Here is a 23111-nt window from a genome sequence, read left to right as displayed (position 1 = left end):
AAGCGTGATTTTTATACTAGCGGATCAAGAATGGTTTGATAAAACGAGGAGACTAGATGATTACATCGAAGTTAAATAATCACAATTTTAGCAGTTGTCCTCAAGGAATGAACGATAGTTGTCATTCACTCCTTGAGGGCTTTAGCTAGTTAGCTTTATAACTCGCTTCACAAGTATTTCTCTATCGGTAATAATTGTAATAAACTTGATTTGACTCGTTCGCCTAGAACTGTTTCTGGTTCGCTATTCCAGGATTTTTCACCGGAATACCAACGGACTTTTCCTTCATATAGATTCAGACGCCAACTGTTATCTTCGTTCATCGCCTGCTCAATATCGTCAGCAAGCATTTCAGCTACTCGCTTATTGTCAATCACTAGAATGGACTCTGTATTGAGGTAGGTTGAGCGTAAATTGAAGTTAAAAGAGCCGATACTAGTCACTCGCCTGTCATAAACAGCCGATTTTGCATGAAGACCGTAGGCCGCTGTTGGTGCACATTTAGATAAGTCTCTAGTCGACTCTTCACACAGAGTAGTCTCGGGTTTCAATTCGTACAACTGTATACCGTGGTCAAGCATATCTTCACGTCTACCTGCGTAACCCGAATGATTAGTAACTAGGTCATTAGAGGCCATTGAATTGGTCAATGCTTTTATCTGCACTCCATTGTCAGTTAACATCTGTAGTGCTTTTAGTTGGCGATCATCAAAGATTAGATAGGCGGATTCTAATAAGATCTCTTGGTCTGATTGGTTAGCTAACTCGGCCAATAATTTAGCAGTAGCTTTGGGTTCATTAGTATTGTCTACATCGACAGGGACAGGTCGATCAGAAATAAACCGTGCTTGCACCCAAGTCATCTCGTCCATCATATCCTTTAAAAAGCTCTTAGCACTCTTATTTCCTGCTGGCAAAGCGGGGTAGTGTTTGTAATGAGGAGCCGGCACTTTATCTAGTACCGCTAGATCTGATGAGACTTTATCAGCAAGCAAATTAATAGGGTAAGACCAACCACTGTTCCAGTAATTGACAAAGCTAGCTTGGATATCAGTTACCACGGTGCCCATAACGAGTACATCACGGTCACGAAAATTTATTTCATCGGAAAGATCAAAATATTCGTCGCCAATATTACGGCCCCCTACAATAGACAGAACGCCGTCGACGGTGAACGATTTATTGTGCATACGGCGATTTAGACGAGAAAAATCACTGAGTAAATTTAGCCACTTTACTACCCCGCGACGACTGGGAATAGGGTTAAATATTCGGATTTCTATTTGAGGATGAAGATCAAGTGCTGCTAGAAAACTCTCCCGTTCGCTTAGGTTGAAATCATCCAGCATTACGCGTACTTTAACACCGCGATCGGCAGCCGCTATCAAGCGGTTTGCCAAGTAGAGTCCCGAAGCATCTGCGTTCCAAATGTAATACTGTACATCGATACTTTGCTCAGCTGTTTCAATCAGAGCCAACCGCTGAGCCAATGCATCCCAGCCATTGTCCTGCAACAGAATGGCGCTCTCTTCTTGTGTCGACTGCTCAGGCTGAAAAGAGTCAGTTAATGTAGACAATGTGCTCGTTAATTGTGGCGCTAGTGGCTCAACCGGATGCTTGATCTCCTCGGGGAGTGAGGCACAACCAGAGAGAGTGGCGATTAAAATGATGATTACATGAAGACGTTGGAGCGCAGGCATTCTTTACATTTCCTTGTTAACGTTGAAAAACAAATTGTGATTCAATCAACTGATTTTCTTATTTAACTTCATTGTAGCTAGAACGAGCTATAGACTTACCAGTCTACTCTCTAAAACTAAAGCATATGAAGTGCGTATGAAGGATAATAACACTTTGTTATTTAAACAACTATTTCGTTACCTTGGTTCTCAAACTATTTTAATTATTTAAACGATATTTTCTTTGGCTACATTGGCGTCGTCGAGTCAGAATGGCAATGTTAGTGCCTTAGTGCTTAGTGAATAGGGTCTAAAAAATATTTTATTTGGTACTTTGAAGTAGGTAGCTTAATAAAGTTTTACTTCGATTTTGACCTTAATTATGACCTAAGTAATCGTTGTAAACAGATTAAAACTTCCCATTATCATTTTTCCATTCTGTACGAGGTGGGATTGGTTCAATAGTATCCCAATGTTCAACAATTTTTCCCTTTTCGATACGATATAAATCATAGAATGAACAGTGCTTTTCATCCATTAGCCCTTCACTTACACTTAAAACAAAGTTTCCTTCAGCTAAGACTCGATGAATTTTAGAATATGTTATTTTGTATTTTTGCTTCGATGTGGCGCTTAGCGTTGAGCGCAAAGCAGATATACCATCAGCAAGTAATGGACTGTGTTGGATAAAATTATCATCACATACAAAATCTATTAATAGATCCAATTTTCGTTTAATTAAAATCTCATTTGCAAATAAAGAAACTCTGCTCCGATTAAACTCAGTGAGATCATGATCTTCTGTTATTAGATAACCATCCAACATGCTTCTACCGGAAGCATTAACCTTTTGCATGAGTTGCATATTATCCCAATGCTCTACAGCGAAACCATCCTCAAAGCGGAATACTTCAAATGCTACTTTTAAAGTAGAAAAATGATACTCCATATGTGCAAAGACAAAATCTTTATCTTCAAATACTCGGATCATATTTACGCGTGGCCCAGTCTTTGCTATTTGTTTAAATAGCTCTGCTAACCCAATGTTTCCTTCTTTTGTATGCGGATTATGCTGGATGTACTTCTGTTCATTTACCACTAATGCAGCATCTGGATCGCCAGTCTCTATGCCGTTAAGCAGCTTTCTAATTTTGTTTTTATTCGACAGCATTAGTGGACCTCAATAATATGTATATATACTTAATCATAACTAAAAATGGCCATAACTAGACTCTTGATGAGAAATAATGTCAGTTTTGGTATCAAAGTAATCGTTTAATAGCATCACAATTGACTGACCACATTGCAAAGTATTTAATAGCAGCAGTCACCTATACAACCCCACTCTGTATGAATATCAGCACTACAAGTGGCTTTTATCTAATTACTTTACTACTATTTTTAGACGTTGAAATAAAAATAAGAGCACTTCGTACTCCTATCCATATTCCATTAAGTTGTTGGCGGTTGTCATGGATAAACAATCATAAGTAAGGAAGCCACCATGACTAAAAAACTAAAAGCACTATCATTTTACTTTTCGCTGTTCATCTTCCTGATGACCTGTGTATCTGTGTCAGTCAATGCAGAAGAAAAAAAGTTAGAAAAAATAATCACCACTATGTGGGTCTTTTATCCTAAAGCAGGGCAGTCAGCTGATTTTGAAAAAGCGTTTAAAAAACATATCGAATACCGTAAGTCAATGGATGACCCACGTAAATGGTCAGTATATCAGGCCGACATGGGTAAAAAAATGAATGCTTATTTAGTGCGTTCATGTTGTGAATCTTGGTCAGATCTTGATGAGTATCGCCAATGGAATATCAAATCAAAGGCCTCAGAAAACTGGCGTGAAAATGTGAGTCAATATGTTGCCCATTACCAACGAGATCGTTCTGAAGCTGATTTTGAAAATAGTCATTGGCCGGCAGATGTAAAATATAAGTATGTTGGTGTTAATACTTACCACCTCAAATTAGGCCATAGCGCAGCGCGAGAAAAAGACAAAAAAGCCCTTAGTGATGCCGCTAAAAGTGAAAATTGGCCATATAATTGGTTTTGGGATGAGAATATCAACGGAAAAATGGAAATGAATCTGGCTATTCCGTATATGAGTTACGGGGATATGGCACCGCCAGAAATTAAATTTAGTGAAATGTTAGCTAAACATTTAGATAACAAGGGAAAGGCTAAAGAATTACTAACCAGTTGGTCATCGCACTTTAAATCTATTTCTTATAACATTTACGTATTACGTGAAGATTTGTCGATGTAAGTTATTCAGCGACTATCAGCTCTCCAAAAAATGGCAGCATCAGCTTGCCATTTTTTCTTAATTTTAGCGGTTAAGAAGACCGTTTCTTTGTTTCCTATTCTATATCTGTAAATATTCTGTGTATACCATGATTCTGAACGGTCAATCAAAGCCCTTAAGTGGGCTAGTGTCACCTCCGTTAATATCTAATGAATAAATTGCATAAGAGATTAAAATAATGAATAAGATACTATTACCATTAGTATGTGCCGTATTTACAGCCAATGCGGGCGATTTCACAACACAGTTCTATGCCGTATCGTATCACCCTACTAGTAGCGAAAAAATGAATAAAAAACACAAGTTGCTCGGTTTTGAGTACATTAAAGATAACATTGGGTACAGTCTTAGCACATTTGAGAACTCATATAACAAACAATCAGTGATGTATACTCAATCTGTTTATATCGAGAATTATGATCAAGATTATAAGATTTTTTTATTGGCAGGTGTCGCTACAGGTTATCAAGATACCGGAGGTATTTGTATCCTGGAGCTAGGGGATCTCTGTAGTGTTTTTGGAGTAGGTGTAATTTTAACTATTTACGATACACGACCTAGAATTACTTTATTAGGTGAAGCGCTAGTATTCAGCTTAGAGTATAAGTGGTAATAAAATCATTCTTAATAGGTTTGAAATCTATTCAGCACATACGCATCTACTTCGAGGTAGTGCGTGTCAATATCCGTAATGTTATTCACCAATAAATACAGGAAACCTTTAGCCATTTAAAGTGGGGCTATTGATATGACACTATCCCTAAACATGTCACTGTCGTGGCATCACTCATGAAGGTAAACACAAGGAATTGGTTCATCATTGAATAACCGTATTATTCAATGGAGGGAAGTGGCTGCATGTTTTTACAAATATCAATAATGATAGTTCTTAACCAACGGTGAGACTTTACGTGTTCCATACTCCAGTGCCAATTCATGTAAGCTATCATTTGTTTAGTTTTAAAAGGTGGGTTAAACCAAATGTAGTCATTTACATTATGCATAGACTGTAAAACAGTGCCTGGCATGATACAAATTAAATCAGTAGCACTCACAATTTCTAAAATGTTTTCGATACTGGTACTGGTATATTTTATCTCTCGGTTGTAGCTAAAATCTTGCAAGGCTAAACTCAGTGGGTAAACATTGCCTTTTCTTGGGGCTAATACCGCATGTTTTTCTGCCAAGTATTCAGAGAGTAATAAATTAGTTTTATTGTTAAGGTTAGGGTGTCCTTTCCTTGCGATAATAAAGAGCTGGTCGTTGAACAATTCTTGGTGATGACAGCCTATTTCGTCAATAGTTAAATAATCAAGATGCAGGTCGTACTCTTTATCCCTTAATGATTTCTCGGCATCAACTAACATCTCTGTGCTCACGGTAAGTGATATATTCGGAGCTACATGCGCTAAGCGTTGGCTTAGTTTAGTTAAAAAGTCATTGTTACCAACACCTAATATGTTGATATGAAAATTTAGATTGGCTGTTTCTGGTAAAAAATCACCGGTATCAGGCAAGGTTGATGACACATCAGCGAGTATTTTATTGATGATAGGATATATTTCATCCGCTTTAAGTGTCGGCATCATTTTACCCGACTTACGTTCAAATAATGGGTCATTGTAGAGCGACCTTAATCTTTTGAGTGCTTGTGAAACCGCAGGCTGGGTCATCCCCAAATTCTCAGCAGCATGGCTAATGTTTTTTTCATGCATTAACGCCGTAAATATTGACAGTAGATTTAAATCTACGTTCCTTAAATACCTAGCCATCGCAGTTATTCCTTTCTTTTAGGTCAATGTTACCTCTCAATTACAAACTACTATAAGTGATACTTATAGTTCTGTCATTTTGTTTTATTTCTAAATATAAGCATCTTTATTTAAGCTCGCCTCATATTCATTCTTTATCAGATTTGAAGGTTTAACCAAAGGAATACTTATGACAATTAATACTAAATTTACGCAGTTTGCCATTGCATTAGGGATGTTGACTGCATCTGCAACGGCACTAGCAACAACTGATACAAGCAAACCTAATATTTTGGCAATTTGGGGCGATGATATTGGTATATATAATATTAGTGCTTATAACCATGGCATGATGGGTTATCAAACACCTAATATCGACAGGATTGCAAATGAAGGTGCATTATTCACCGATCAATACGCGCAACAAAGCTGTACGGCAGGTCGCTCAGCGTTCATTTTAGGGCAAGAACCTTTTCGTACCGGTTTGTTAACTATCGGTATGCCAGGTTCTACTCATGGCATTCCTGATTGGGCCCCTACGATAGGTGATGTTGCTAAAGATAACGGCTACATGACCGCACAATTTGGTAAGAACCATTTAGGTGACCAAGACAAACATTTACCGACTAAACATGGTTTTGATGAGTTTTTCGGTAACCTTTATCACTTAAATGCTGAAGAAGAGCCGGAAACCTATTACTACCCGAAAGATCCAAGATTTAAGAAAAAGTTTGGTCCTCGCGGTGTTTTACATACCTTTGCTGATGGTCGTATGGAAGATACTGGCGCATTAACAAGAAAGCGCATGGAAACGGCTGATGAAGAGTTTTTAGGTGCCACGTTAAAGTTTATCGACAAAGCTCATAAGGCGGATAAACCTTTCTTTATTTGGTACAACAGTACACGAATGCATGTTCACACACGCTTACAAGAAAAATGGCAAGGTAAGTCAGGCATCAGCATTTATGCAGATGGTATGTTAGAGCACGATGAGCACGTAGGGGTTTTATTAGACAAACTTGATGATTTGAAAATTGCTGACAATACCATTGTTATTTACACCACAGATAATGGTGCAGAAACATTTACTTGGCCTGACGGTGGTAATACTCCATTCCATGGCGAAAAGGGTACAACTTATGAAGGTGGCATGCGTGTACCTCAGTTAGTTAGATGGCCCGGTACTATCAAACCCGGTAGCAAAATGAACTCAATGATGTCTCATATCGATTGGATGCCAACATTAGCTGCAGCGATGGGTAACGATACGTTAGTTGCTGATCTTAAAAAAGGTGGTGAAATAAATAACAAAAAATGGCGAGTACATTTAGATGGTTTTAATTTCAAACCTTACTTTGCTGGTGAAGTTGACAAAGGGCCACGTGAAACGATTATGTACTTTAGCCAATCAGGTCAATTAAATGCGATACGTTGGAATGATTGGAAAGCAAGTTTTGCACTGGTTAAAGGGGATATGGCAAGTGGCACACGTGAAGTACCAGCGTGGCCACAACTAGTAAACTTACGTGCAGACCCTTTTGAAAAAGGACCGATTGAATCGTCTATGTATGTTCGTTGGATGGTTGATAACATGTGGGCATTTGTACCTGTAAGCGGCAAGGTAAAAGAGTTCCTAGGCTCATTAGAAGGTTACCCAATGCAAGTTGGTCAGAGTTTTGGTGCTGCCGATATAAACTACACAACATTGCAAATGAAAGCATTTGTTAAAAAAGTATCAACAGAGATTAAAGCGAAATAACAAATTTTTATGTTGAAACACTAAAAGTCCACTTTGAATCAATTTTAAAGTGGACTTTTTTATTCCTAATTTTGGATAGTCAGTACTAACAAAGTTGTCATCTCTAGTTAGGGTTTTTGTTTAATAGCTTCAAACACTAAATAATGCAATGTGGATTATCAATGGTACTTATAGTGCCATTGCTTTTATTCATTTCTAACCGTGAATAAACACGACTATCATGCACCAGTAAAGTGATTAGCAAACATATTTTTGAAGGGTTTTACAATGAATATCATCGTAAATAATGTATTAACAGTTTGTCTTATCGCCTGTCTTCCCATTGACAGCGTCGCCGATGAATGGAGCTTTCAATTAGAGCCCTATGTCATGGTAACCAGTATCGATGGAGATGCAAGTCTTGGTCGTGTGGATGGGGTAGGAGTTGATGTCGATTTTGACACTATTCTAAATAATTTAGACAGTGCAGCTATGGCTCACTTTGAAGCTCACCATGATTCCGGTTGGGGTATGTCTTTAGATTACGGCTATATGGACTTGAGTGGCAAAAAAACAAATAAAAATGGCAGTGTAGTCACTGCTGGAGTACGCCAAGGAGTTCTTGAAGGATTAGGTATGTATAGAACTCAATTATCGACGGGCACTTTAGATTATTTTGCCGGTGTTCGGTGGTGGGATAATGATATTAGCACGGGTATTGCTTTGTCTCAGTTACCTGGAAATGATCTCAATCGGGATGTTAAAGCTGGTTGGATTGATGCCGTTGTTGGTGTTAGGTGGTTAGCTGATATTAATGAGCAGTGGACGTTTCTTGCACAAGCCGATATTGGTGGTTATGAAGCTAATTTTACTTCATCAATACAAACGGGCGTGCAATACGAAATTAGTGAGCTGATGACCTTAGATATGAAATATAAAGCCACTTGGGTGGATTATGACGAAGGGCATCAAGGGCAAGTGGATTACTTTCAATATGACACCGTCACCCACGGTCTTATTATAGGGCTAATTTTCAAGTTCTAATTTGACTGTGAATGTAAGTATTGAAGTGAATTTTAGCGAAAGTTTTAAATAACGTTGTGAGTTCTTTTTATCAAATTTAAAGGCTTCAATAAGGAGTATAAAATGTTAGATTATTTTGCATTATTTTTAGTGTTTTTTGTTATTTTAGTGCTGTTTTACGGAATCATCGTAGTACACGATATCCCTTATGAAATTGCAGTTCACCGTCAACATCCCCATCAAGATGCAATTCATGTTGCCGGTTGGATCAGTTTATTTACTTTAGGTGCTATTTGGCCGTTTTTATGGATTTGGGCGACCTTGTACAAGCCAGGAATCGGTTGGGGTATGGTTCACCATACCTCTGATAGCGATATCAAAACAAGCAAATTAGAACTAGATATTCTTGAACTACAAAAGCAGGTCGAATTACTAGCTAATAGCCAAATTAAAGAAACCAAAGGGATATAATCATGGATATGCTCATTATTTTAACCTACACCGCTCTATGTGTGGCTATTTTCAAAACGTTTAAGATCCCATTAAACAAATGGTCAGTACCAACCGCTGTTTTAGGCGGCGTAGTTCTACTGTCTTCTATTATGATTATTATGAACTATTTACATCCCTATGCTAAATACGGCAAAGAAGTGTTTGCAACCATCCCCATTACACCATTAGTTGCGGGTAATATTAAGTCTGTAGATGTTATTCCAAATATTGAAGTTAAAAAAGGTGACGTGCTGTTTACCTTGTATAACGAGGAACAAACAATAGCATTAGAAAAAGCTGACGCTGCGGTAGAACAAGCAAAAAATCAAGTACTGCAAAATGACCAAGCATTACTTGCTGCTACAGGACAAGTTGCAAAAGCTGATGCAAATAAAGACAGAACCAAAGCAAGCTATTATCGTTATATGGAAGGGCACTTAAAAGGTGGAGAAAGCTCTCCTTTTACTCAACAAGAACTGGATAACAGAAGAGAGTTTTATGAAGCCGCGCTGGCAAGTCTCGATTCAGCTCAAGCGACTGAAAGAAAAGTCCGCTTATTAACAGAGTCGAATATTTTGGGTGAAAATACTCAAGTTGCTCAGTTAAAGGCTGCTAGAAACAGAGCTCAGTTAGATCTTGAACGTACTTTTGTTCGTGCTCCAGTTGATGGCATGCCGACCCAAGTAGCACTTAGACCCGGAATGCGAGCCGGTATATTAGCTCTTCGTCCGGTGATGAGCTTTATTCCCACCGAGAAACGCCGATTTGCCGCCCGTATATGGCAGAATTCATTACTACGGCTAGAGAAGGGCTTGGACGCGGAAGTTATTTTAGATGCAGTACCTGGACACGTTTTTAAAGGTAAGGTTGTTGAAATTTTACCGGCAATGGCTGAAGGTGAATACCAAGGTAATGGCGTACTAAGAGGTGCAGGCAGCCTAGCAACTCACGGTTTTACTATTGCAATAATAGAACTAGAAGAAAACTTGGATGATTACAATTTACCACGCGGGGTTCAAGGTCAAGCCGTCGCTTTTAACCCTAAAGGAGATTTTTTACATACTTCTATGGTGCGAAAAATATTATTTCGTATGATGAGCTGGATAAAGTACGTTTATCCAATAAAGTAAACCTTCTTGCTCGCAATGATTGAGAACTCTGTTCGTTGGTAATTATTATTACTGACTGTGTCCAAGATATGATAACAGTCGTGCTATTGCACCAATAAACTCCAAAAATTGTAGGCTTTTAATGTAGGGGCTATTGAGATGATATTAGCCCCAATCATTATGCTACAGTTGTCACTGACTTGAGTACTTAACGAGTACGTTTAACTACCTTAACTTTAATCCAGACCAAGCACGCGTCAGCGCCCAAACGGCTAAGATAATAAAGGTGGTATGTACAAAGGTAAAGTAAGTAATAACATAAACCCAAGTCCAAGCGGATTCAAAGCCACCTAAGATTACCATCAACACTGAAACAACACCGAGGGCAATAAAGGCAATAATATTAAGCTTGATACCTAATTTTGCGTGATAATGACTTATGCTGTTTGGTGGCATATTCTTGATTGCTAGTATTAACCAAATAAAGGCAATGCCTGGCAAAAAAGTGAGGTTTAAAATTGAAGCAAGTGCGGCATTAGAGGCCTGTTTAATTTGTTGTTTATCAACCGCAGTTATTGTATCCGTTTGTGGCAATACCATAAGTAATTCCTTTACGTTAATTCGTTTACTTAGCAATAGCAAAAACTAAGAATAAAACCAAGGATAAAATTATTACTTTGGTTGAAAGTTGTTTAAGAACAATAAACATTCTAGTTTTTAGCTAGGTTTACTCAAAGTGTATTCAACTCATTAATTAGCGACACGTTGGAGACAGAGGTCATACAAAGGCAAATATTATCGGCCTTTGTGTACTTGCTGCATTTATCGTGAAAACTCAATATGAGACATTATAACTCCACCACAAAGACTATCGAAGTAAAGACTAAGCTGTTGTGGCAACCCTATTAAAGAAAATATCAAAAAAATCAATGGAGCCTTGCTCTAAATAAATTTCATTTAGCGCTATCGCCATATCAGGAATTGATTCTATAGCACCAGCAATAATATTTTCTGCGACCAATAAATTAACGTTTCTAATGGTCTTGTCGGTAATGCCAGAGCGGATCATCTCACTAAACAAGTTCCTTATTTTACTGGCATTAGTTTCCATTTCTTTTCTTTTGTCAAAAGGTAACGACCATATTGTTTAACACAAAAGGTGCGCTAAAGTATTCTTGTTATCCGCAAGTACACAAAGCACTTTTACGTATAACAAGATCAAACGTTAATACTTCTTCTCTACTTTGGTAATAATGAGATAAAAAAGCTCATCTCCAAGGCTTTTTCTTTTAAACTTTTAAAACGTCCCGAGGCGCCACCATGGCCGGCCTCCATATCTGTTTTAAATAACAACAAGTTGTCATCTGTTTTAAACTCACGCATTTTTGCTACCCATTTCATTGGTTCAAAGTATTGCACTTGTGAGTCGTGCAACCCCGTGGTGACAAGTATATGAGGGTAGTGTTGAGCACTAATATTATCAATGGGCGAATAAGCTAAAATACTTTGATAAGCCTGTGCTTCGTTCGGGTTACCCCATTCGTTATATTCATTGGTGGTTAGCGGTATGCTTTCATCGAGCATAGTCGTTAATACATCTAAAAAGGGCACATGTGCGCCAATACCTAAATATAGTTCAGGTGCTTGATTGACCACAGCTCCCATTAATAAACCGCCGGCACTGCCGCCAGAAGCAAATATTTTATCTTTAGCCCCATAACCTTGTTCAACTAGGGCTTTAGTAACATCAATGAAATCATTAAAGGTATTTTGTTTATGCGCCATTTTACCGGTTTCATACCATTCTCTTCCTAACATTTCTGAGCCACGAACATGGGCGATAACGTAAACAAAACCTCGGTCGAGTAAGCTTAACGTTTGACTGGAAAAGTCAGGGTCTATGGTAATGCCATACGCACCATAACCGTATTGCAATAGTGGGTTAGAGCCATCCTTTTGAAAAGTATCACTGCGATAAACAATGGATACAGGTACTTCTGTGCCATCACGGGCAGTAATAAACAAACGCTCGGATTGATAATCTTCTTTGGTAAAGTCACCTAAGACTTTTTGCTGTTTAAGCAGCTTTCGCTCACCGGTAGCTAAGTCAAACTCAAATAAAGATCCAGGTGTTGTTAAACTTGAATAATATAATCTTGCGGTGGTACTTTTGGGCTCAGGGTTATCACCAAGGCAAGCAAAATAACACGGGTCATCAAAAGACAAAGGGTATTGATGGCCTGCATTTTCACCCTGTGTAGTGTGAACAATAAAACGAATTTGGCCATGTTCACGTTCGGTCACCACAGTAAAGTTTTGGAATAATTCAATACCCTCTAGCAATACATCTTTTCTGTGAGGGATCACTTCTTGCCAGTTATTTATATCATGAACCTGACTGATAGCAGCTTTCATTAACTTAAAGTTTTTAGCTTGAAAATTGGTCACAATATAAAAGTGTTCACCCATTTTATCCGCATGGTATTCGTGTTGTTCTTGATACGGAAAGAGCTCATCAAACTCACCATCAGGCTCATCAGCACTGAGTGCTAAATAATGTGTTGATTCAGTGGCATGTAAACAAATATAAATTTGAGAGTCATCTCTGCTCTTATCTAAACTCATGTAAAAACTGTAATCGTCTTCTTCATAAACAAGAACATCATCAGATTGTGGCGAGCCTAATTTATGACGGTAAACTTGCGTACCTAATAAGGTCTCTAAGTCTTTCTTTACATAAAATACGGTTTTATTGTCATTAGCCCAAACAATTTGTCCTTCAGTTTCAATGAGCGTATCGGGTAAATAAGGGTCGTCAGAGTCAGATGATTTGTTCAGGTCTTTAAAGTAAATGGTGTAAATACGACGACTGTCAATGTCTTCTGATATTGTCATTAATTGATCATTAGGGCTGATGGATAAATCCCCTAAATCATAAAACTCATGGTCTTTGGCTCGGTCATTAACATCTAATAACAGAGTTTTGTTTTCACCAGTAAAGCTGGTTGAACGGTAATAATTTGAATACTCTTGTTCACCATTAATTTCGCTGTGATACCAATATTTACCATCTTTTTCAGGCACGGTATTATCGTCTTTTACGATACGGGCTTTAAGCTCTTCAAATAATGACTCTTGTAACGATTTTTGCTCGGCTAACATAGCATCAGCATAGTTATTTTCATCATTTAGGTGTTTCAATACTGCTTCATCGCTACGCTGGTCATCACGCATCCAATAATAATTATCCACACGATGATGATTATGAATTTCCATTTTATGAGGGATTTTTTTAGCTATTGGTGCGGTAATGTTTTTGTTTGACGTATCTGATGTAACTGAAGATGTTGGCACTAAGTGCTCCTAGGTAAATGATGTGATATCAATGTTGTTAATTAATTGTCTGGTTGTTAATGATCTTAATCAAAGTTTCACCAAAACAGTCTTTTAACGGCAGATAATTATCTTTATAGTATGCCAAAAATATTTAGTAACTATTATATGTATGAAAAACTGGGAAAAAACAGCACTCTAATTGATGCTGATTATAACAGTATTATGTACTCTTATATTAAAGGATTATCTCGATGCAAGTAACCGCTAAAGTGACCGAAACAACAACTATTTCAGCGGCCGAGCTAGCCACTATTGGTAGTTTTTTCTCAGGACTAGGCGCTGTAGTCTTAGCTATTGTCACTATTTACGCAGTATATAGATGGAAAGCACTTAAAAAGTAATTAATCAATTGAGCGTTTAGAACATAGCGTCTAAAACTCACCATAACCACTGTTTGCAATAACACCGCCATCTAGTACTAATGTGTGTCCCGTCATCCAACTTGATGCTTGTGAGGATAAATATATGGCAGCGTCAGCAATATCTTCTGTTTGACCTAAACGCTCTTTTGGCACCATTTTTTTATCAAATTGTGCTTCTTGTTCGTTAACAATATATTTAGTTAACTTACTTAGGAAGAACCCCGGAGCTATCGCATTAATGTTTATATTGTCTTTCACTAAATCAGCAGTAAGGTGATGTGTCATTTGAATAATTGCCGCTTTACTCGCTGCGTATAAATAGTTGTTTGCTTTGGGGGTGTTGATAATATGGATAATTGTATTGGGTTGCATGTTTTATATTACTGAGACTTCTCAGTAATATCCAAGTTTTAACAAAATAAAAATTTTCAGTTTCTAAACTATTGAAATTATGTGATATTAATGTAATGTAAATCAAATATAAACAACGGGCGTTATTACTGAGACGTCTACATAATAAACTGTTATGTACTAAAAGGAGTTAGTATGTTGAATCTACGAGAAGTGGTTTTATTATCGCTATTATTATCGTTTAATGTTTTCTCTGAAGAAATAACAAGTGTTTTTGTTCAGGGAAATGAAATTCATTATGATGGTGGAATACGTAAAGAAGCCAATATTGAATTGTTTTCATTATATAAAGAAAACCACCAAACTACTGATACTGTAGTGATTAAAAGCAAAGGCGGTGACGTTAATAACGGCATGGATTTGGCCGAGTTTATTTTTGAAAACCAATTAAACGTTAAGGTTTTAGATTATTGTCTTTCATCATGCGCTAACTACGTATTTCCCGCAGGTAAAAATAAAATCTTGAGTAACACAGGAATAGTTGGGTTTCATGGTGGTTTAGCTAATATTGCTTCTCAAATATCAACTTTACCTGAAAATCAGCAAAAACAAGTAAAAAAATATATTGAAAAATCAAGTCAAAGAGAAATCCAATTTTATAAAAAAATAAATGTTAACCGTGAAATATCTTCTTTAGGGCAATCAGAATATTATCAAAACCTATATGGCAATAAAGGATATGTAGGTTGGTATTATTCCTTGGATAGTCTCATAGAATTGGGAGTAACTAATATTTCAGTTATTACTCCTCCATGGGTGTTAAAGCAAATCTCTGAGAAAGTGAAGTTTTTTGAAGTTGGTGCTCATCGAACATAACAAGTCATTCAGAGGCGTTAACTTTAAAATCAAACTGTAGTATTTAATTAACTAAAGGAATAATAAATGCAAATAAGGATTATATCTGCCATTTTAGGTACTCTATTCACAACAAGTGTCTTAGCTGATACATCAGGATATTATGCAGGTGCATCAGTTTTAAGTGCTGAAACTGACTTAGCTGGAGAGTCTGAATATAATTCAGGCTATGAGGTTCACTTGGGGTACAAAATAAACTCATCGTTTGCTGTTGAAGCAAGCTATCTAGATCTAGGTGGTTATGACACGACCAAGTCTAATGTGAAATACTCAATCGATAGTGATGCAATTTCACTCTCAGCACTTTATACATATCCTATCGGGAATTTTAATCTTATAGGAAAACTAGGCTATTTTTCCCAAAGTAGTGATGTAACGGCAGTTCCAATTACAAATAACTTTTCAGACGACTCAAGTGGAGGAGTATTATTTGGAGCAGGCCTTTCATATAAGTTCAATAAAATGATTGAGATAAAATCAGAATTTAATGTGGCGTCAGATACAAATTACGGTGCAATAGGATTAAATTTTTATTTCTAATCAAAGCTAAAAGTTGTTAAAGCAGGACAAATAACAGTTGGTTTTTGCTCCTGCGTAGCTTATTTTAACCAACTATTTTTTTCCTGTTAATCAAGCGTTAGTGCTATCGAGAATTGATTTGTATATTAAACATCGAGATATATTTTTGAAGCATTTAGAGCTTCTTCATAAGCTTATCGAAAAAGTTGAAGATAGCTCTTTAAATGAATCAGAGTTGCTTAATGCAAGACTTGTTGATGATATGTTTCCATTCAACGTACAAGCAAAAATCGCAACAAATTTTGCTTTAAGAGCTTGTTGTCCTCTATCTGGTAAAGAATATAAAGAGTTAGAGGGTGATATTGATAGTTTTTGCGGACTTAAAACGTATGTTGTAACCGCAATTGATTATATTAATAAATTATCTGAACCAACATTAGAACAGCTAAACCTCAACGTTCAAGACACTGCTGGGTTTAAAGAAATATCTATGCCAGCTTCAGAATATATGTCTTCATTTGTGCTCCCCAATTTCTTTTTTCATATCAGCATGGTATATGCTATTGCAAAGAACAATGGTGTTTCAGTTACAAAAGGTGATTTCGATGGAATACACCAGTATCCAAAGGGATTTAGCTGGGAGGCATGACAGCACTAAGAGGGTGTCTAAAGTAACAAATAACAGCTGGCTGTTGTTCGTGATTCAAATATTTTAGTAAACAATTTTTAGCCGTTTATTGGGGTGCGTTACATGCTTTTAAAACTGTCGGTTTTATAATTTCAACATGTTTCAGTATCAAAAAGTACCAATAAAAATCACTTGACATAATATGTCTTACTGGTTATTTTTGACATAATATGTCAAAAAAGGAAGTTGAAATGGATATTTGGAATTTTTTTACAAGTTTTATTGTGCAGTCTATAGCGTTTTTGACCCACGAAGTGGGTGTTGGTGAGGCTGTGGCAATCATTTTGTTCACTCTGATAGGTCGCTTGGTTTTAATGCCAATTAATCTTTTAGCTATGGCGAATATGTATAGAAATAAAAAGGCAATATCAGCATTAAAACCAGAATTGGATAAAATAAAAGTTATACATAAAGATAAACCTAATGAAATAGCCAAATCTACAATGGCGTTATATAAAAAGAACAACATTAAAATTCTAGATAAAAAGAGTGTTATTAATATCGCCAGTCAGGGCGTTTTTGGTTTTGGCATGTTCCAAGCTCTTCAACAGATAGTGTTTAATAGTAAGTTTGCTTGGATTGCTAATATTGCAAAGCCAGATGTTGCACTCGCATTATTGGTCGGAGTTATTACCTATTTTTCTATGATCATGATGCCTGGTAGTGCTGAGCAAACAAGCACCTTATTATTTATTATTCCCGCTATTATTTGTATTATTACCTTAATCAGTTTCCCATCAGCTATCGGCTTATATTGGGCAACATCTAGCGTTACAAGTTTACTGCAATCATTGGTGCTTAATAACTATTTTCAAAAACAAGAAATCAATAAAGCGATTTAATCTACAGTTGGCTGTTTTTCGTTCCTCAAACATTATAGCCAACTATATTTCCTGCTTAAGCAAGTGTTAGCAATACATCAGCAAGGAGTAGCAATGCAAGCAAGTAACGAAAGTTCTGAAGCTGAATCTCAAGTTAAATCAAATGAAATGGAATTTTATGTAGTATCCCCAAAAAAATTCTTAATTTTATTCATCGGCACATTTAGTCTATATACCGTTTATTGGTTCTTTAAACATTGGAGCCAATACAAAAAAAGTGCGAATGAAGATATGTGGCCAATTATGAGGGGAATATTTTCTATCTTCTTTACTCATTCTTTGTTTGCTTTATTCGAAATGAAATACACAAACAAAACTGGAGAAAAGCCTAAAAGCATTAATTATTTGGCAACCATATATGTGGTATTTACTATTGGTTGCCAAATTTTTGGTCAATTTTCAGATAATGGCTACGGCAACCCAATAACCTTTTACTTTAGCTTATTAATTCTACCTGTATCGTGTTGGGTTTTGTATCAAGCGCAATCTTTGGCAAACTTTGCTGGTGAAGATGTACATGGCGAATCAAATAGCAATCTAACGGGCTTAAATTATTTTTGGTTAGCATTAGGAGTTGTATTTTGGTTCTTGGCTGTTTTCGGTTTGTATGCAACCCTTGTTGGCATGTAACCGTATTGCTAACCAGCCAATTAAGCGGGACTGCTCACCGTTTGCTCGGTTCCGTTCAGCTTCACTTTTAACATACAATTCTTAGCCCCTTATTGGGCCGTTAGGCATCAACAGAGTATCTGACTATGGCGTTTCCTGTTAAGAAAGTATGTGTCCCAATTAACAGTGAGGTATTTAAAATTCTTAACGGTTCCTATTACTCAGACTCATACTCTTTTTGTTCAAGCAAACCAGGCAGAGTTGCACTTCAAATTTGGATAGACCACGCATCTAAAGTACCTAGTTGGGTTAATTTTTTAATGGCCAGTCGAAATAAAATTGTATCAGTGTTTGGGTTGAATAATATTGGTCATTTAGGTGACTTAGACGCAAATAAACTACTTTGTGAATATCAAGTAGGTGATAGGGTTGGGATCTTTACCTTACTTTTTTTAAGTGATAATGAAATTATTTTAGGTGATTCGGATAAACATTTGGATGTAAATGTTTCCGTGCATACCGAAGTGGGTAAACCCCATGTAGTTTCAATGTCGACTGTGGTGCATGTTCATAATTTTCTTGGTAAATTATATATGTTGTTCGTGAAGCCTATGCATAAATTAATAGTACCTTCATCCATTAAGCGAGCGGAGGGCTCAGATGCCTGAACCAGATCCATTGAGAATCAAGACGTTTACCACACCGAAAGATCTCGGTGAGTGGCTAAAGGTGAATCATGGCTCTGAAAGAGAACTATGGGTGAAGATATACAAAAAAAATACTGGGATTGAGAGTGTGACTTGGAATGATGTCGTGATCGAGGTTCTATGTTGGGGTTGGATTGATGGTATCAAGAAGTCAATCGATGACCAAGCCTATCTTCAGCGCATTACTCCCAGAAAAATGCGAAGCAATTGGTCTAAAAGGAACACAGAGCATGCTGAACGATTGATAAGTGAAGAGCGGATGATGGAATCAGGACTCGTGCATATTCGTGCTGCAAAATCGGACGGTCGTTGGGAAAACGCCTATGTAGTAAGTGAAATGGAAGTACCTGCAGATTTCCTGGCGGCACTGGAGAATAAGTCGAATGCTAAAGCGTTTTTTGAAACGCTCAATAAATCCAGTCGTTATGTTATCGCTTACGGATTGATAAGTGCAAAGAAGCCCGAAACTAGACTAAGGCGGTTTGAAAAATTCATGAATATGCTTGTTCACGAAGAAAAGCCCAAATAAGTATGACTCGGCATAACTAGTGACTAAAGCTGGGCGTTATCGATACAAACTCTAATCCGGATTTAGTCTTAGCCCTTTAGTACTAATGTCTCGAATGTGATATAAGGTAGCATTCTCAGAGCAGATAGACATGTTAGTTTTGGTGTTTTTGCCGCTTGTGCTAATAATTGAGCTTGGGAACATCGTTCCATTGCAATAAACCACCACACGGCTGACTCGACCGTTTCACCGACTGTTAATAGGCCATGATTTTGTAATATTGCCGCTTTATTGTCAGTTATCGATTGAGCGGTGTCTATTGCACCATTGATAGTCGTTCGGTCATGATCTTGGTATTTCTCACGATTAGTTAACGATTCCACGTCAAACATCTCGTCAAGGAAAAACTCAATATCGCAGCGGTTAAGAATAGGTGCTGACATAATATAGTCCAATCAAAAAATCATAATTGGACTGTATAATAATGACGAGTAAAAGGTGTCACCTAGGTGACAGTGCAGGTAACTTTATAATAAGCCAGTCAGACTATGCCAATCTAAAACTAGTCTAATTTCATTTTAATGACTAATAATTTTGTTCGTTGGTTTTAATTAATTACTTTAGTTTGATGTAAAGTAACTATCTACAGAAAATTATCCTTTACCTTTTTATTAAAACAGCTCAAAATAGTTTCATAAAAAATACAAAATAAAACATAAGTCATTGATTTTGTTAGCGTGTAAACACTAAAGAATCACATGTTAAATACATGGAAATTGGTATATAAGTTTATGAATTATAAAGATATAAGTAGTATTTTGTTTGTGTGTATGGGCAATATCTGTCGTTCACCCAGTGCTGAAGCTGTTTTTAGACATAAAATGCAAGCAAAAGGTTTGGCATTAAAAGTTGATTCTGCGGGTACTGTGGGTGCACATGCGAAACAAAAACCTGATCATCGCGCTCAAAAAGCGGGCGTTGCGCGCGGTTATTCTTTTGATGGCATTAAAGCACGTAAAGTGACGGTGCAAGATTTTACCGACTTTGACCTTATTCTAGCAATGGACTATGACAACGTTGAAGAGCTAAAAAAAGTAGCGCCACCAGCGATGCATGACAAAATACAGCTAATGCTAAATTTTGCTAGCGAACATGAAGAAGATCAGGTGCCAGATCCGTATTATGGCGGCGCTAAAGGTTTTGATTATGTGCTAGATCTAGTGGAAGCAGCAAGTGATGGTTTATTAGAAAAAATATAAATCTGTCCGCCTAGCTTTAGCTATTAGTTAATCTTTTCTGTTAACAGCAATAGATGAGTGCGATCTTTTATCACCGCATATCACCATAATAAAGAAACACCACAATAAAAAAACCTTAGCTTTTGGCTAAGGTTTTTTATTTGAATAAAGGTAAACTGATTTACATTTATTCGAAACGTGTTTTCACCGAATCAGCCAATAACGCTAATATAGTGTCACTGACAGTTAAATCAATACAAGCATCAGTAATACTTTTTCCGTAGGTTAACGGCGTACCAGCCTTTACTGCTTGATTACCTTCTTCAATAAAGCTTTCAATCATGACACCAAAAAGGCTGTCTTCACCTTGGCTTATCTGATCAGCAATAGAGCGCGCAACATCAATTTGTTTATTGTGATCTTTATAGCTATTACCATGGCTACAATCAACCATAATACTTTGCGGTAATGATGCTTTTTCAAGTCTCTGGCGAGTATCTTTAATATCAGCAGCATGATAATTAGGTACTTTGCCACCACGTAAAATTACATGAGCAAATGGATTACCATGGGTTTGGTAAATACACATTTGACCACTTTTATCCGGAGAATATAATACGTGTGGAACGCTTGAAGCTTGAATAGCGTCAAGGGCAATTTTAACATTACCGTCAGTACCATTTTTAAAGCCAACTGGGCAAGACAGCGCAGAAGCTAATTCTCGGTGAACTTGGCTTTCAGTTGTACGCGCACCAATAGCGCCCCAGCTGATTAAATCAGAAATATACTGACCGGTAACCATATCTAAAAATTCAGTACCTGCAGGTAGTCCTAAGTCATTAATTTCGACTAATAAGTTACGGGCAAGTTTTAACCCTTTGGCAACATGAAATGACTTGTCTAAATCAGGATCGCTAATTAAACCTTTCCAACCAACGGTAGTACGTGGTTTTTCAAAGTAAACGCGCATAACAATGAGTAATTCATTTTTATACTTGTCACGTAATACGGTGAGTTTTTTAGCGTAATCAATTGCAGCTGTGGTGTCGTGAATAGAGCAAGGGCCGATAATGACTAATAAACGCTTGTCTTCACCACTAATGACCGCTTCAATTTCTTTGCGGCTTTGCATAATAAAATCTGCAGTTGCCGTACTTAAAGGAATTTCTTCAGCAAGCTGTGCAGGGGAGACTAAATTTTCAATTAGCGTGGTGCGTAATTCATCAGTTTTAATGGTCATGAAATTCTAATATATCGTTAGATTAAGTTTGGTTTACTTTGGCTTCTTTAAAGGTTAACAGAAGGCCGCGTATATCGCGCATACATAAAGTAATTTATGCGCGATAACATAGCTAAATTAGTCGCTAATGTGAACTGTTATTACTCATTAGAAGTAATAAAAGCTGAATAACTCATCGATAAATTGATATAAGACTGTTATTCGTTATTTAATTTAATATTTGTAACGCTGTAAGCCTGTTTCAGTCAGTATCTTAGCGGTTATTTCTTCTACGGAAAGCTTGGTGGTATTGATGAAAGGTATCTGCTCATTTTTATAGAGTTTTTCTACTTCTCTCACTTCCATACGACATTGCCTTGCTGAGGAATATTTACTGTTAGCCATTCGGCCATCTCTAATATCAATTAAGCGCTGTGCATCTATGGTTAACCCGAATAACTTTTTATGAAAAGGCTTTAAAAAGGAAGGGATTTTAAGTTCTTCCATATCATCGTCGGTAAACGGATAGTTTGCTGCTTTGATGCCATATTGCAGTGCTAAATAGAGTGAACTTGGTGTTTTACCTGAGCGTGAAACCCCTACCAATATAACATCTGCTTCCTCATAGTTGGTGACGTTTGAACCGTCATCATTAGTTAACGCATAGTTCACCGCTTCAATTCGGTAATCGTAGCTCTTTTCGTGAATGCTGTGGGTTCTATGGGTTGTAGGTTTAGCTTTTATCGCTAACTCTTTTTCAAGTGGGGCAACAAACGGTTCTAAAAAATTATACAGGACGGCATCACAGCTCTCAATAATTTCACGGTTCTCATTATTTACAAAGGTATGAAACACTAACGCAGGTTTACCACCGCGGCTGGTTGCTTTGTTAATCCGCTCTTTTGCAGCGAGCGCTTTCTCAGTGGTTTCGATAAACGAAATGGTATGGTGCTCAAATTCAGTAGGGAAAAGTGATAGTAGTGCGTGACCAAAAACTTCTGAAGTTATGGCGGTACCATCCGAAATGTAAAAAGCTGATCGCATAATTAATTCTTCTTATTGAATCGTTATTTATAAGTATTGGTGTTGTTTTGAACGTTTTAAACCCATCGACGAAACATTTGAGCAACATCACTTCATTGTTGCTGTGATATATACCCGTTCCACTTGAAGATGCAGGATTCAGCTGGAATTATAAACGCCTTTAGGCAAGGCATTGATTGAAGAGAATGGTTGTTCCCTTCTCAAAATCAATAACGTAGCATAAAGCGTTTCTAAACCAGCCCTTTGGGGATGTCTGAGCAAATCATGCGCTTCGTTGCATCTATTTTTAAGGGAACAACCCTTAATAAAAAGATGCGTCTTGATCATGAATCGCTCAGTCACCCTCAAACTCGCATCTTCAAGTGGAGCGGGTATACAATGCAATAACCATTATTTCATCACAGCGCCATAAATTGAAATAGCTCAAGCACTCTGGAACCTACATCTTGATTGGTGAAGGGTATAATGAAAACTTTTAAGTTATATTTTATTTTGTCTTTTAGTTTGTACAACTGGCAGTGTAGAATGTATTCAGCGACAAATAAATAGATAAACAAATAATCAAATT

The 23111-nt window shown here is 37.1% G+C and carries 25 protein-coding genes; 15 read left to right on the top strand and 10 right to left on the bottom strand.

Annotated features, from left to right (window positions below; translation table 11 throughout):
• Positions 1-167 precede the first annotated feature (167 nt).
• Positions 168-1700 carry a phospholipase D family protein gene (locus CPS_RS13610; RefSeq protein ID WP_011043827.1) on the bottom strand — a complete coding sequence of 511 codons (1533 nt, stop codon included), beginning with the start codon at positions 1698-1700 and terminating at the stop codon, positions 168-170.
• Positions 1701-2088: 388 nt separating this feature from the next.
• Complete coding sequence (locus CPS_RS13605) at positions 2089-2850, bottom strand: nuclear transport factor 2 family protein (RefSeq protein WP_011043826.1); 762 nt, start codon at positions 2848-2850, stop codon at positions 2089-2091.
• A gap of 333 nt (positions 2851-3183) precedes the next feature.
• Here CPS_RS13605 and CPS_RS13600 point away from each other — a divergent pair, with 333 nt between their 5' ends.
• Positions 3184-3954 carry a hypothetical protein gene (locus tag CPS_RS13600; protein WP_011043824.1) on the top strand — a complete coding sequence of 257 codons (771 nt, stop codon included), beginning with the start codon at positions 3184-3186 and terminating at the stop codon, positions 3952-3954.
• 217 nt (positions 3955-4171) lie between these two features.
• Positions 4172-4606 carry a hypothetical protein gene (locus CPS_RS13595; RefSeq protein ID WP_041737024.1) on the top strand — a complete coding sequence of 145 codons (435 nt, stop codon included), beginning with the start codon at positions 4172-4174 and terminating at the stop codon, positions 4604-4606.
• A gap of 220 nt (positions 4607-4826) precedes the next feature.
• Here CPS_RS13595 and CPS_RS13590 read toward each other — a convergent pair whose 3' ends face one another.
• Positions 4827-5765: a LysR family transcriptional regulator gene (locus CPS_RS13590; RefSeq protein WP_011043821.1), complete on the bottom strand. Its 939-nt coding sequence runs from the start codon at positions 5763-5765 to the stop codon at positions 4827-4829.
• 169 nt (positions 5766-5934) lie between these two features.
• Between CPS_RS13590 and CPS_RS13585 the strand changes: the two genes are divergently transcribed.
• From CPS_RS13585 to CPS_RS13570, 4 genes are all read left to right on the top strand, one after another.
• On the top strand, positions 5935-7503 hold the full coding sequence (locus tag CPS_RS13585) for an arylsulfatase (RefSeq protein ID WP_011043820.1): 1569 nt from the start codon (positions 5935-5937) through the stop codon (positions 7501-7503).
• Positions 7504-7770: 267 nt separating this feature from the next.
• Positions 7771-8526: a hypothetical protein gene (locus CPS_RS13580; protein ID WP_011043819.1), complete on the top strand. Its 756-nt coding sequence runs from the start codon at positions 7771-7773 to the stop codon at positions 8524-8526.
• A gap of 102 nt (positions 8527-8628) precedes the next feature.
• On the top strand, positions 8629-8976 hold the full coding sequence (locus tag CPS_RS13575) for a DUF3302 domain-containing protein (protein ID WP_011043818.1): 348 nt from the start codon (positions 8629-8631) through the stop codon (positions 8974-8976).
• Between the two features lie 2 nt (positions 8977-8978).
• Positions 8979-10127, top strand: coding sequence for an HlyD family secretion protein (locus CPS_RS13570; protein WP_011043817.1), 1149 nt, complete (start codon positions 8979-8981; stop codon positions 10125-10127).
• A gap of 204 nt (positions 10128-10331) precedes the next feature.
• Here CPS_RS13570 and CPS_RS13565 read toward each other — a convergent pair whose 3' ends face one another.
• The 3 genes from CPS_RS13565 to CPS_RS13555 all read right to left on the bottom strand — a co-directional run bounded on the left by CPS_RS13565 (position 10332) and on the right by CPS_RS13555 (position 13460).
• The gene (locus CPS_RS13565; RefSeq protein ID WP_011043816.1) at positions 10332-10706 is read right to left on the bottom strand and encodes a hypothetical protein; all 375 of its coding nucleotides are present in this window, start codon (positions 10704-10706) and stop codon (positions 10332-10334) included.
• Positions 10707-10989: 283 nt separating this feature from the next.
• The gene (locus tag CPS_RS13560; RefSeq protein ID WP_011043815.1) at positions 10990-11217 is read right to left on the bottom strand and encodes a hypothetical protein; all 228 of its coding nucleotides are present in this window, start codon (positions 11215-11217) and stop codon (positions 10990-10992) included.
• A 128-nt stretch (positions 11218-11345) separates the two neighbouring features.
• Entirely contained in the window at positions 11346-13460 is a 2115-nt protein-coding gene (locus tag CPS_RS13555) for a S9 family peptidase (protein WP_011043814.1), read from the bottom strand.
• A 233-nt stretch (positions 13461-13693) separates the two neighbouring features.
• Between CPS_RS13555 and CPS_RS23915 the strand changes: the two genes are divergently transcribed.
• On the top strand, positions 13694-13843 hold the full coding sequence (locus CPS_RS23915) for a hypothetical protein (protein ID WP_011043813.1): 150 nt from the start codon (positions 13694-13696) through the stop codon (positions 13841-13843).
• Between the two features lie 30 nt (positions 13844-13873).
• On the opposite strand, the gene CPS_RS13550 is transcribed toward CPS_RS23915, so the two are convergent.
• Complete coding sequence (locus CPS_RS13550; protein WP_011043812.1) at positions 13874-14236, bottom strand: SDR family NAD(P)-dependent oxidoreductase; 363 nt, start codon at positions 14234-14236, stop codon at positions 13874-13876.
• Positions 14237-14410: 174 nt separating this feature from the next.
• Here CPS_RS13550 and CPS_RS13545 point away from each other — a divergent pair, with 174 nt between their 5' ends.
• The 7 genes from CPS_RS13545 to CPS_RS13515 all read left to right on the top strand — a co-directional run bounded on the left by CPS_RS13545 (position 14411) and on the right by CPS_RS13515 (position 19063).
• A complete protein-coding gene (locus CPS_RS13545) occupies positions 14411-15091 on the top strand; it encodes a hypothetical protein (protein ID WP_011043811.1) in 681 nt (226 codons plus the stop codon).
• A 66-nt stretch (positions 15092-15157) separates the two neighbouring features.
• Positions 15158-15670, top strand: coding sequence for an outer membrane beta-barrel protein (locus CPS_RS13540; protein WP_011043810.1), 513 nt, complete (start codon positions 15158-15160; stop codon positions 15668-15670).
• 145 nt (positions 15671-15815) lie between these two features.
• Entirely contained in the window at positions 15816-16298 is a 483-nt protein-coding gene (locus CPS_RS13535) for a DUF1993 family protein (protein ID WP_187148272.1), read from the top strand.
• Between the two features lie 230 nt (positions 16299-16528).
• Positions 16529-17179, top strand: coding sequence for a YidC/Oxa1 family membrane protein insertase (locus tag CPS_RS13530; protein WP_011043808.1), 651 nt, complete (start codon positions 16529-16531; stop codon positions 17177-17179).
• Between the two features lie 93 nt (positions 17180-17272).
• Entirely contained in the window at positions 17273-17848 is a 576-nt protein-coding gene (locus tag CPS_RS13525; protein ID WP_011043807.1) for a hypothetical protein, read from the top strand.
• Between the two features lie 125 nt (positions 17849-17973).
• Positions 17974-18495 (top strand): DUF2867 domain-containing protein, encoded by a 522-nt coding sequence (locus tag CPS_RS13520; RefSeq protein WP_011043806.1) that lies wholly within the window; start codon positions 17974-17976, stop codon positions 18493-18495.
• Positions 18488-19063 (top strand): YdeI/OmpD-associated family protein, encoded by a 576-nt coding sequence (locus tag CPS_RS13515; protein ID WP_011043805.1) that lies wholly within the window; start codon positions 18488-18490, stop codon positions 19061-19063. Before CPS_RS13520 ends, CPS_RS13515 begins: the two co-directional genes overlap by 8 nt.
• A gap of 68 nt (positions 19064-19131) precedes the next feature.
• Here CPS_RS13515 and CPS_RS13510 read toward each other — a convergent pair whose 3' ends face one another.
• On the bottom strand, positions 19132-19485 hold the full coding sequence (locus CPS_RS13510) for an acyl-CoA dehydrogenase N-terminal domain-containing protein (protein ID WP_041737022.1): 354 nt from the start codon (positions 19483-19485) through the stop codon (positions 19132-19134).
• 348 nt (positions 19486-19833) lie between these two features.
• Here CPS_RS13510 and CPS_RS13505 point away from each other — a divergent pair, with 348 nt between their 5' ends.
• On the top strand, positions 19834-20301 hold the full coding sequence (locus CPS_RS13505; protein ID WP_011043803.1) for a low molecular weight protein-tyrosine-phosphatase: 468 nt from the start codon (positions 19834-19836) through the stop codon (positions 20299-20301).
• Positions 20302-20467: 166 nt separating this feature from the next.
• Here CPS_RS13505 and CPS_RS13500 read toward each other — a convergent pair whose 3' ends face one another.
• Together CPS_RS13500 and ppsR are read right to left on the bottom strand one after the other, a co-directional pair.
• Positions 20468-21520, bottom strand: a complete 1053-nt coding sequence (locus CPS_RS13500; RefSeq protein WP_011043802.1) for a 3-deoxy-7-phosphoheptulonate synthase — start codon at positions 21518-21520, stop codon at positions 20468-20470.
• Between the two features lie 213 nt (positions 21521-21733).
• Entirely contained in the window at positions 21734-22543 is an 810-nt protein-coding gene (gene ppsR / locus CPS_RS13495; RefSeq protein ID WP_011043801.1) for a posphoenolpyruvate synthetase regulatory kinase/phosphorylase PpsR, read from the bottom strand.
• Positions 22544-23111: the final 568 nt, after the last annotated feature.

It is taken from the genome of Colwellia psychrerythraea 34H (genome assembly GCF_000012325.1).
Lineage (GTDB): Bacteria > Pseudomonadota > Gammaproteobacteria > Enterobacterales > Alteromonadaceae > Colwellia > Colwellia psychrerythraea_A.
The sequence above is the reverse complement of the archived record's forward strand: the minus strand, read 5'-3'. Positions and strand labels throughout refer to the sequence as shown.

Bases quoted from the DNA above. Each gene is read 5' to 3' on its own strand.
- CPS_RS13610 (WP_011043827.1), bottom strand. From the start codon at position 1,700: ATGCCTGCGCTCCAACGTCTTCATGTAATCATCATTTTAATCGCCACT.
- CPS_RS13605 (WP_011043826.1), bottom strand. From the start codon at position 2,850: ATGCTGTCGAATAAAAACAAAATTAGAAAGCTGCTTAACGGCATAGAG.
- CPS_RS13600 (WP_011043824.1), top strand. From the start codon at position 3,184: ATGACTAAAAAACTAAAAGCACTATCATTTTACTTTTCGCTGTTCATC.
- CPS_RS13595 (WP_041737024.1), top strand. From the start codon at position 4,172: ATGAATAAGATACTATTACCATTAGTATGTGCCGTATTTACAGCCAAT.
- CPS_RS13590 (WP_011043821.1), bottom strand. From the start codon at position 5,765: ATGGCTAGGTATTTAAGGAACGTAGATTTAAATCTACTGTCAATATTT.
- CPS_RS13585 (WP_011043820.1), top strand. From the start codon at position 5,935: ATGACAATTAATACTAAATTTACGCAGTTTGCCATTGCATTAGGGATG.
- CPS_RS13580 (WP_011043819.1), top strand. From the start codon at position 7,771: ATGAATATCATCGTAAATAATGTATTAACAGTTTGTCTTATCGCCTGT.
- CPS_RS13575 (WP_011043818.1), top strand. From the start codon at position 8,629: ATGTTAGATTATTTTGCATTATTTTTAGTGTTTTTTGTTATTTTAGTG.
- CPS_RS13570 (WP_011043817.1), top strand. From the start codon at position 8,979: ATGGATATGCTCATTATTTTAACCTACACCGCTCTATGTGTGGCTATT.
- CPS_RS13565 (WP_011043816.1), bottom strand. From the start codon at position 10,706: ATGGTATTGCCACAAACGGATACAATAACTGCGGTTGATAAACAACAA.
- CPS_RS13560 (WP_011043815.1), bottom strand. From the start codon at position 11,217: ATGGAAACTAATGCCAGTAAAATAAGGAACTTGTTTAGTGAGATGATC.
- CPS_RS23915 (WP_011043813.1), top strand. From the start codon at position 13,694: ATGCAAGTAACCGCTAAAGTGACCGAAACAACAACTATTTCAGCGGCC.
- CPS_RS13550 (WP_011043812.1), bottom strand. From the start codon at position 14,236: ATGCAACCCAATACAATTATCCATATTATCAACACCCCCAAAGCAAAC.
- CPS_RS13545 (WP_011043811.1), top strand. From the start codon at position 14,411: ATGTTGAATCTACGAGAAGTGGTTTTATTATCGCTATTATTATCGTTT.
- CPS_RS13540 (WP_011043810.1), top strand. From the start codon at position 15,158: ATGCAAATAAGGATTATATCTGCCATTTTAGGTACTCTATTCACAACA.
- CPS_RS13530 (WP_011043808.1), top strand. From the start codon at position 16,529: ATGGATATTTGGAATTTTTTTACAAGTTTTATTGTGCAGTCTATAGCG.
- CPS_RS13525 (WP_011043807.1), top strand. From the start codon at position 17,273: ATGCAAGCAAGTAACGAAAGTTCTGAAGCTGAATCTCAAGTTAAATCA.
- CPS_RS13520 (WP_011043806.1), top strand. From the start codon at position 17,974: ATGGCGTTTCCTGTTAAGAAAGTATGTGTCCCAATTAACAGTGAGGTA.
- CPS_RS13515 (WP_011043805.1), top strand. From the start codon at position 18,488: ATGCCTGAACCAGATCCATTGAGAATCAAGACGTTTACCACACCGAAA.
- CPS_RS13510 (WP_041737022.1), bottom strand. From the start codon at position 19,485: ATGTCAGCACCTATTCTTAACCGCTGCGATATTGAGTTTTTCCTTGAC.
- CPS_RS13505 (WP_011043803.1), top strand. From the start codon at position 19,834: ATGAATTATAAAGATATAAGTAGTATTTTGTTTGTGTGTATGGGCAAT.
- CPS_RS13500 (WP_011043802.1), bottom strand. From the start codon at position 21,520: ATGACCATTAAAACTGATGAATTACGCACCACGCTAATTGAAAATTTA.
- ppsR (WP_011043801.1), bottom strand. From the start codon at position 22,543: ATGCGATCAGCTTTTTACATTTCGGATGGTACCGCCATAACTTCAGAA.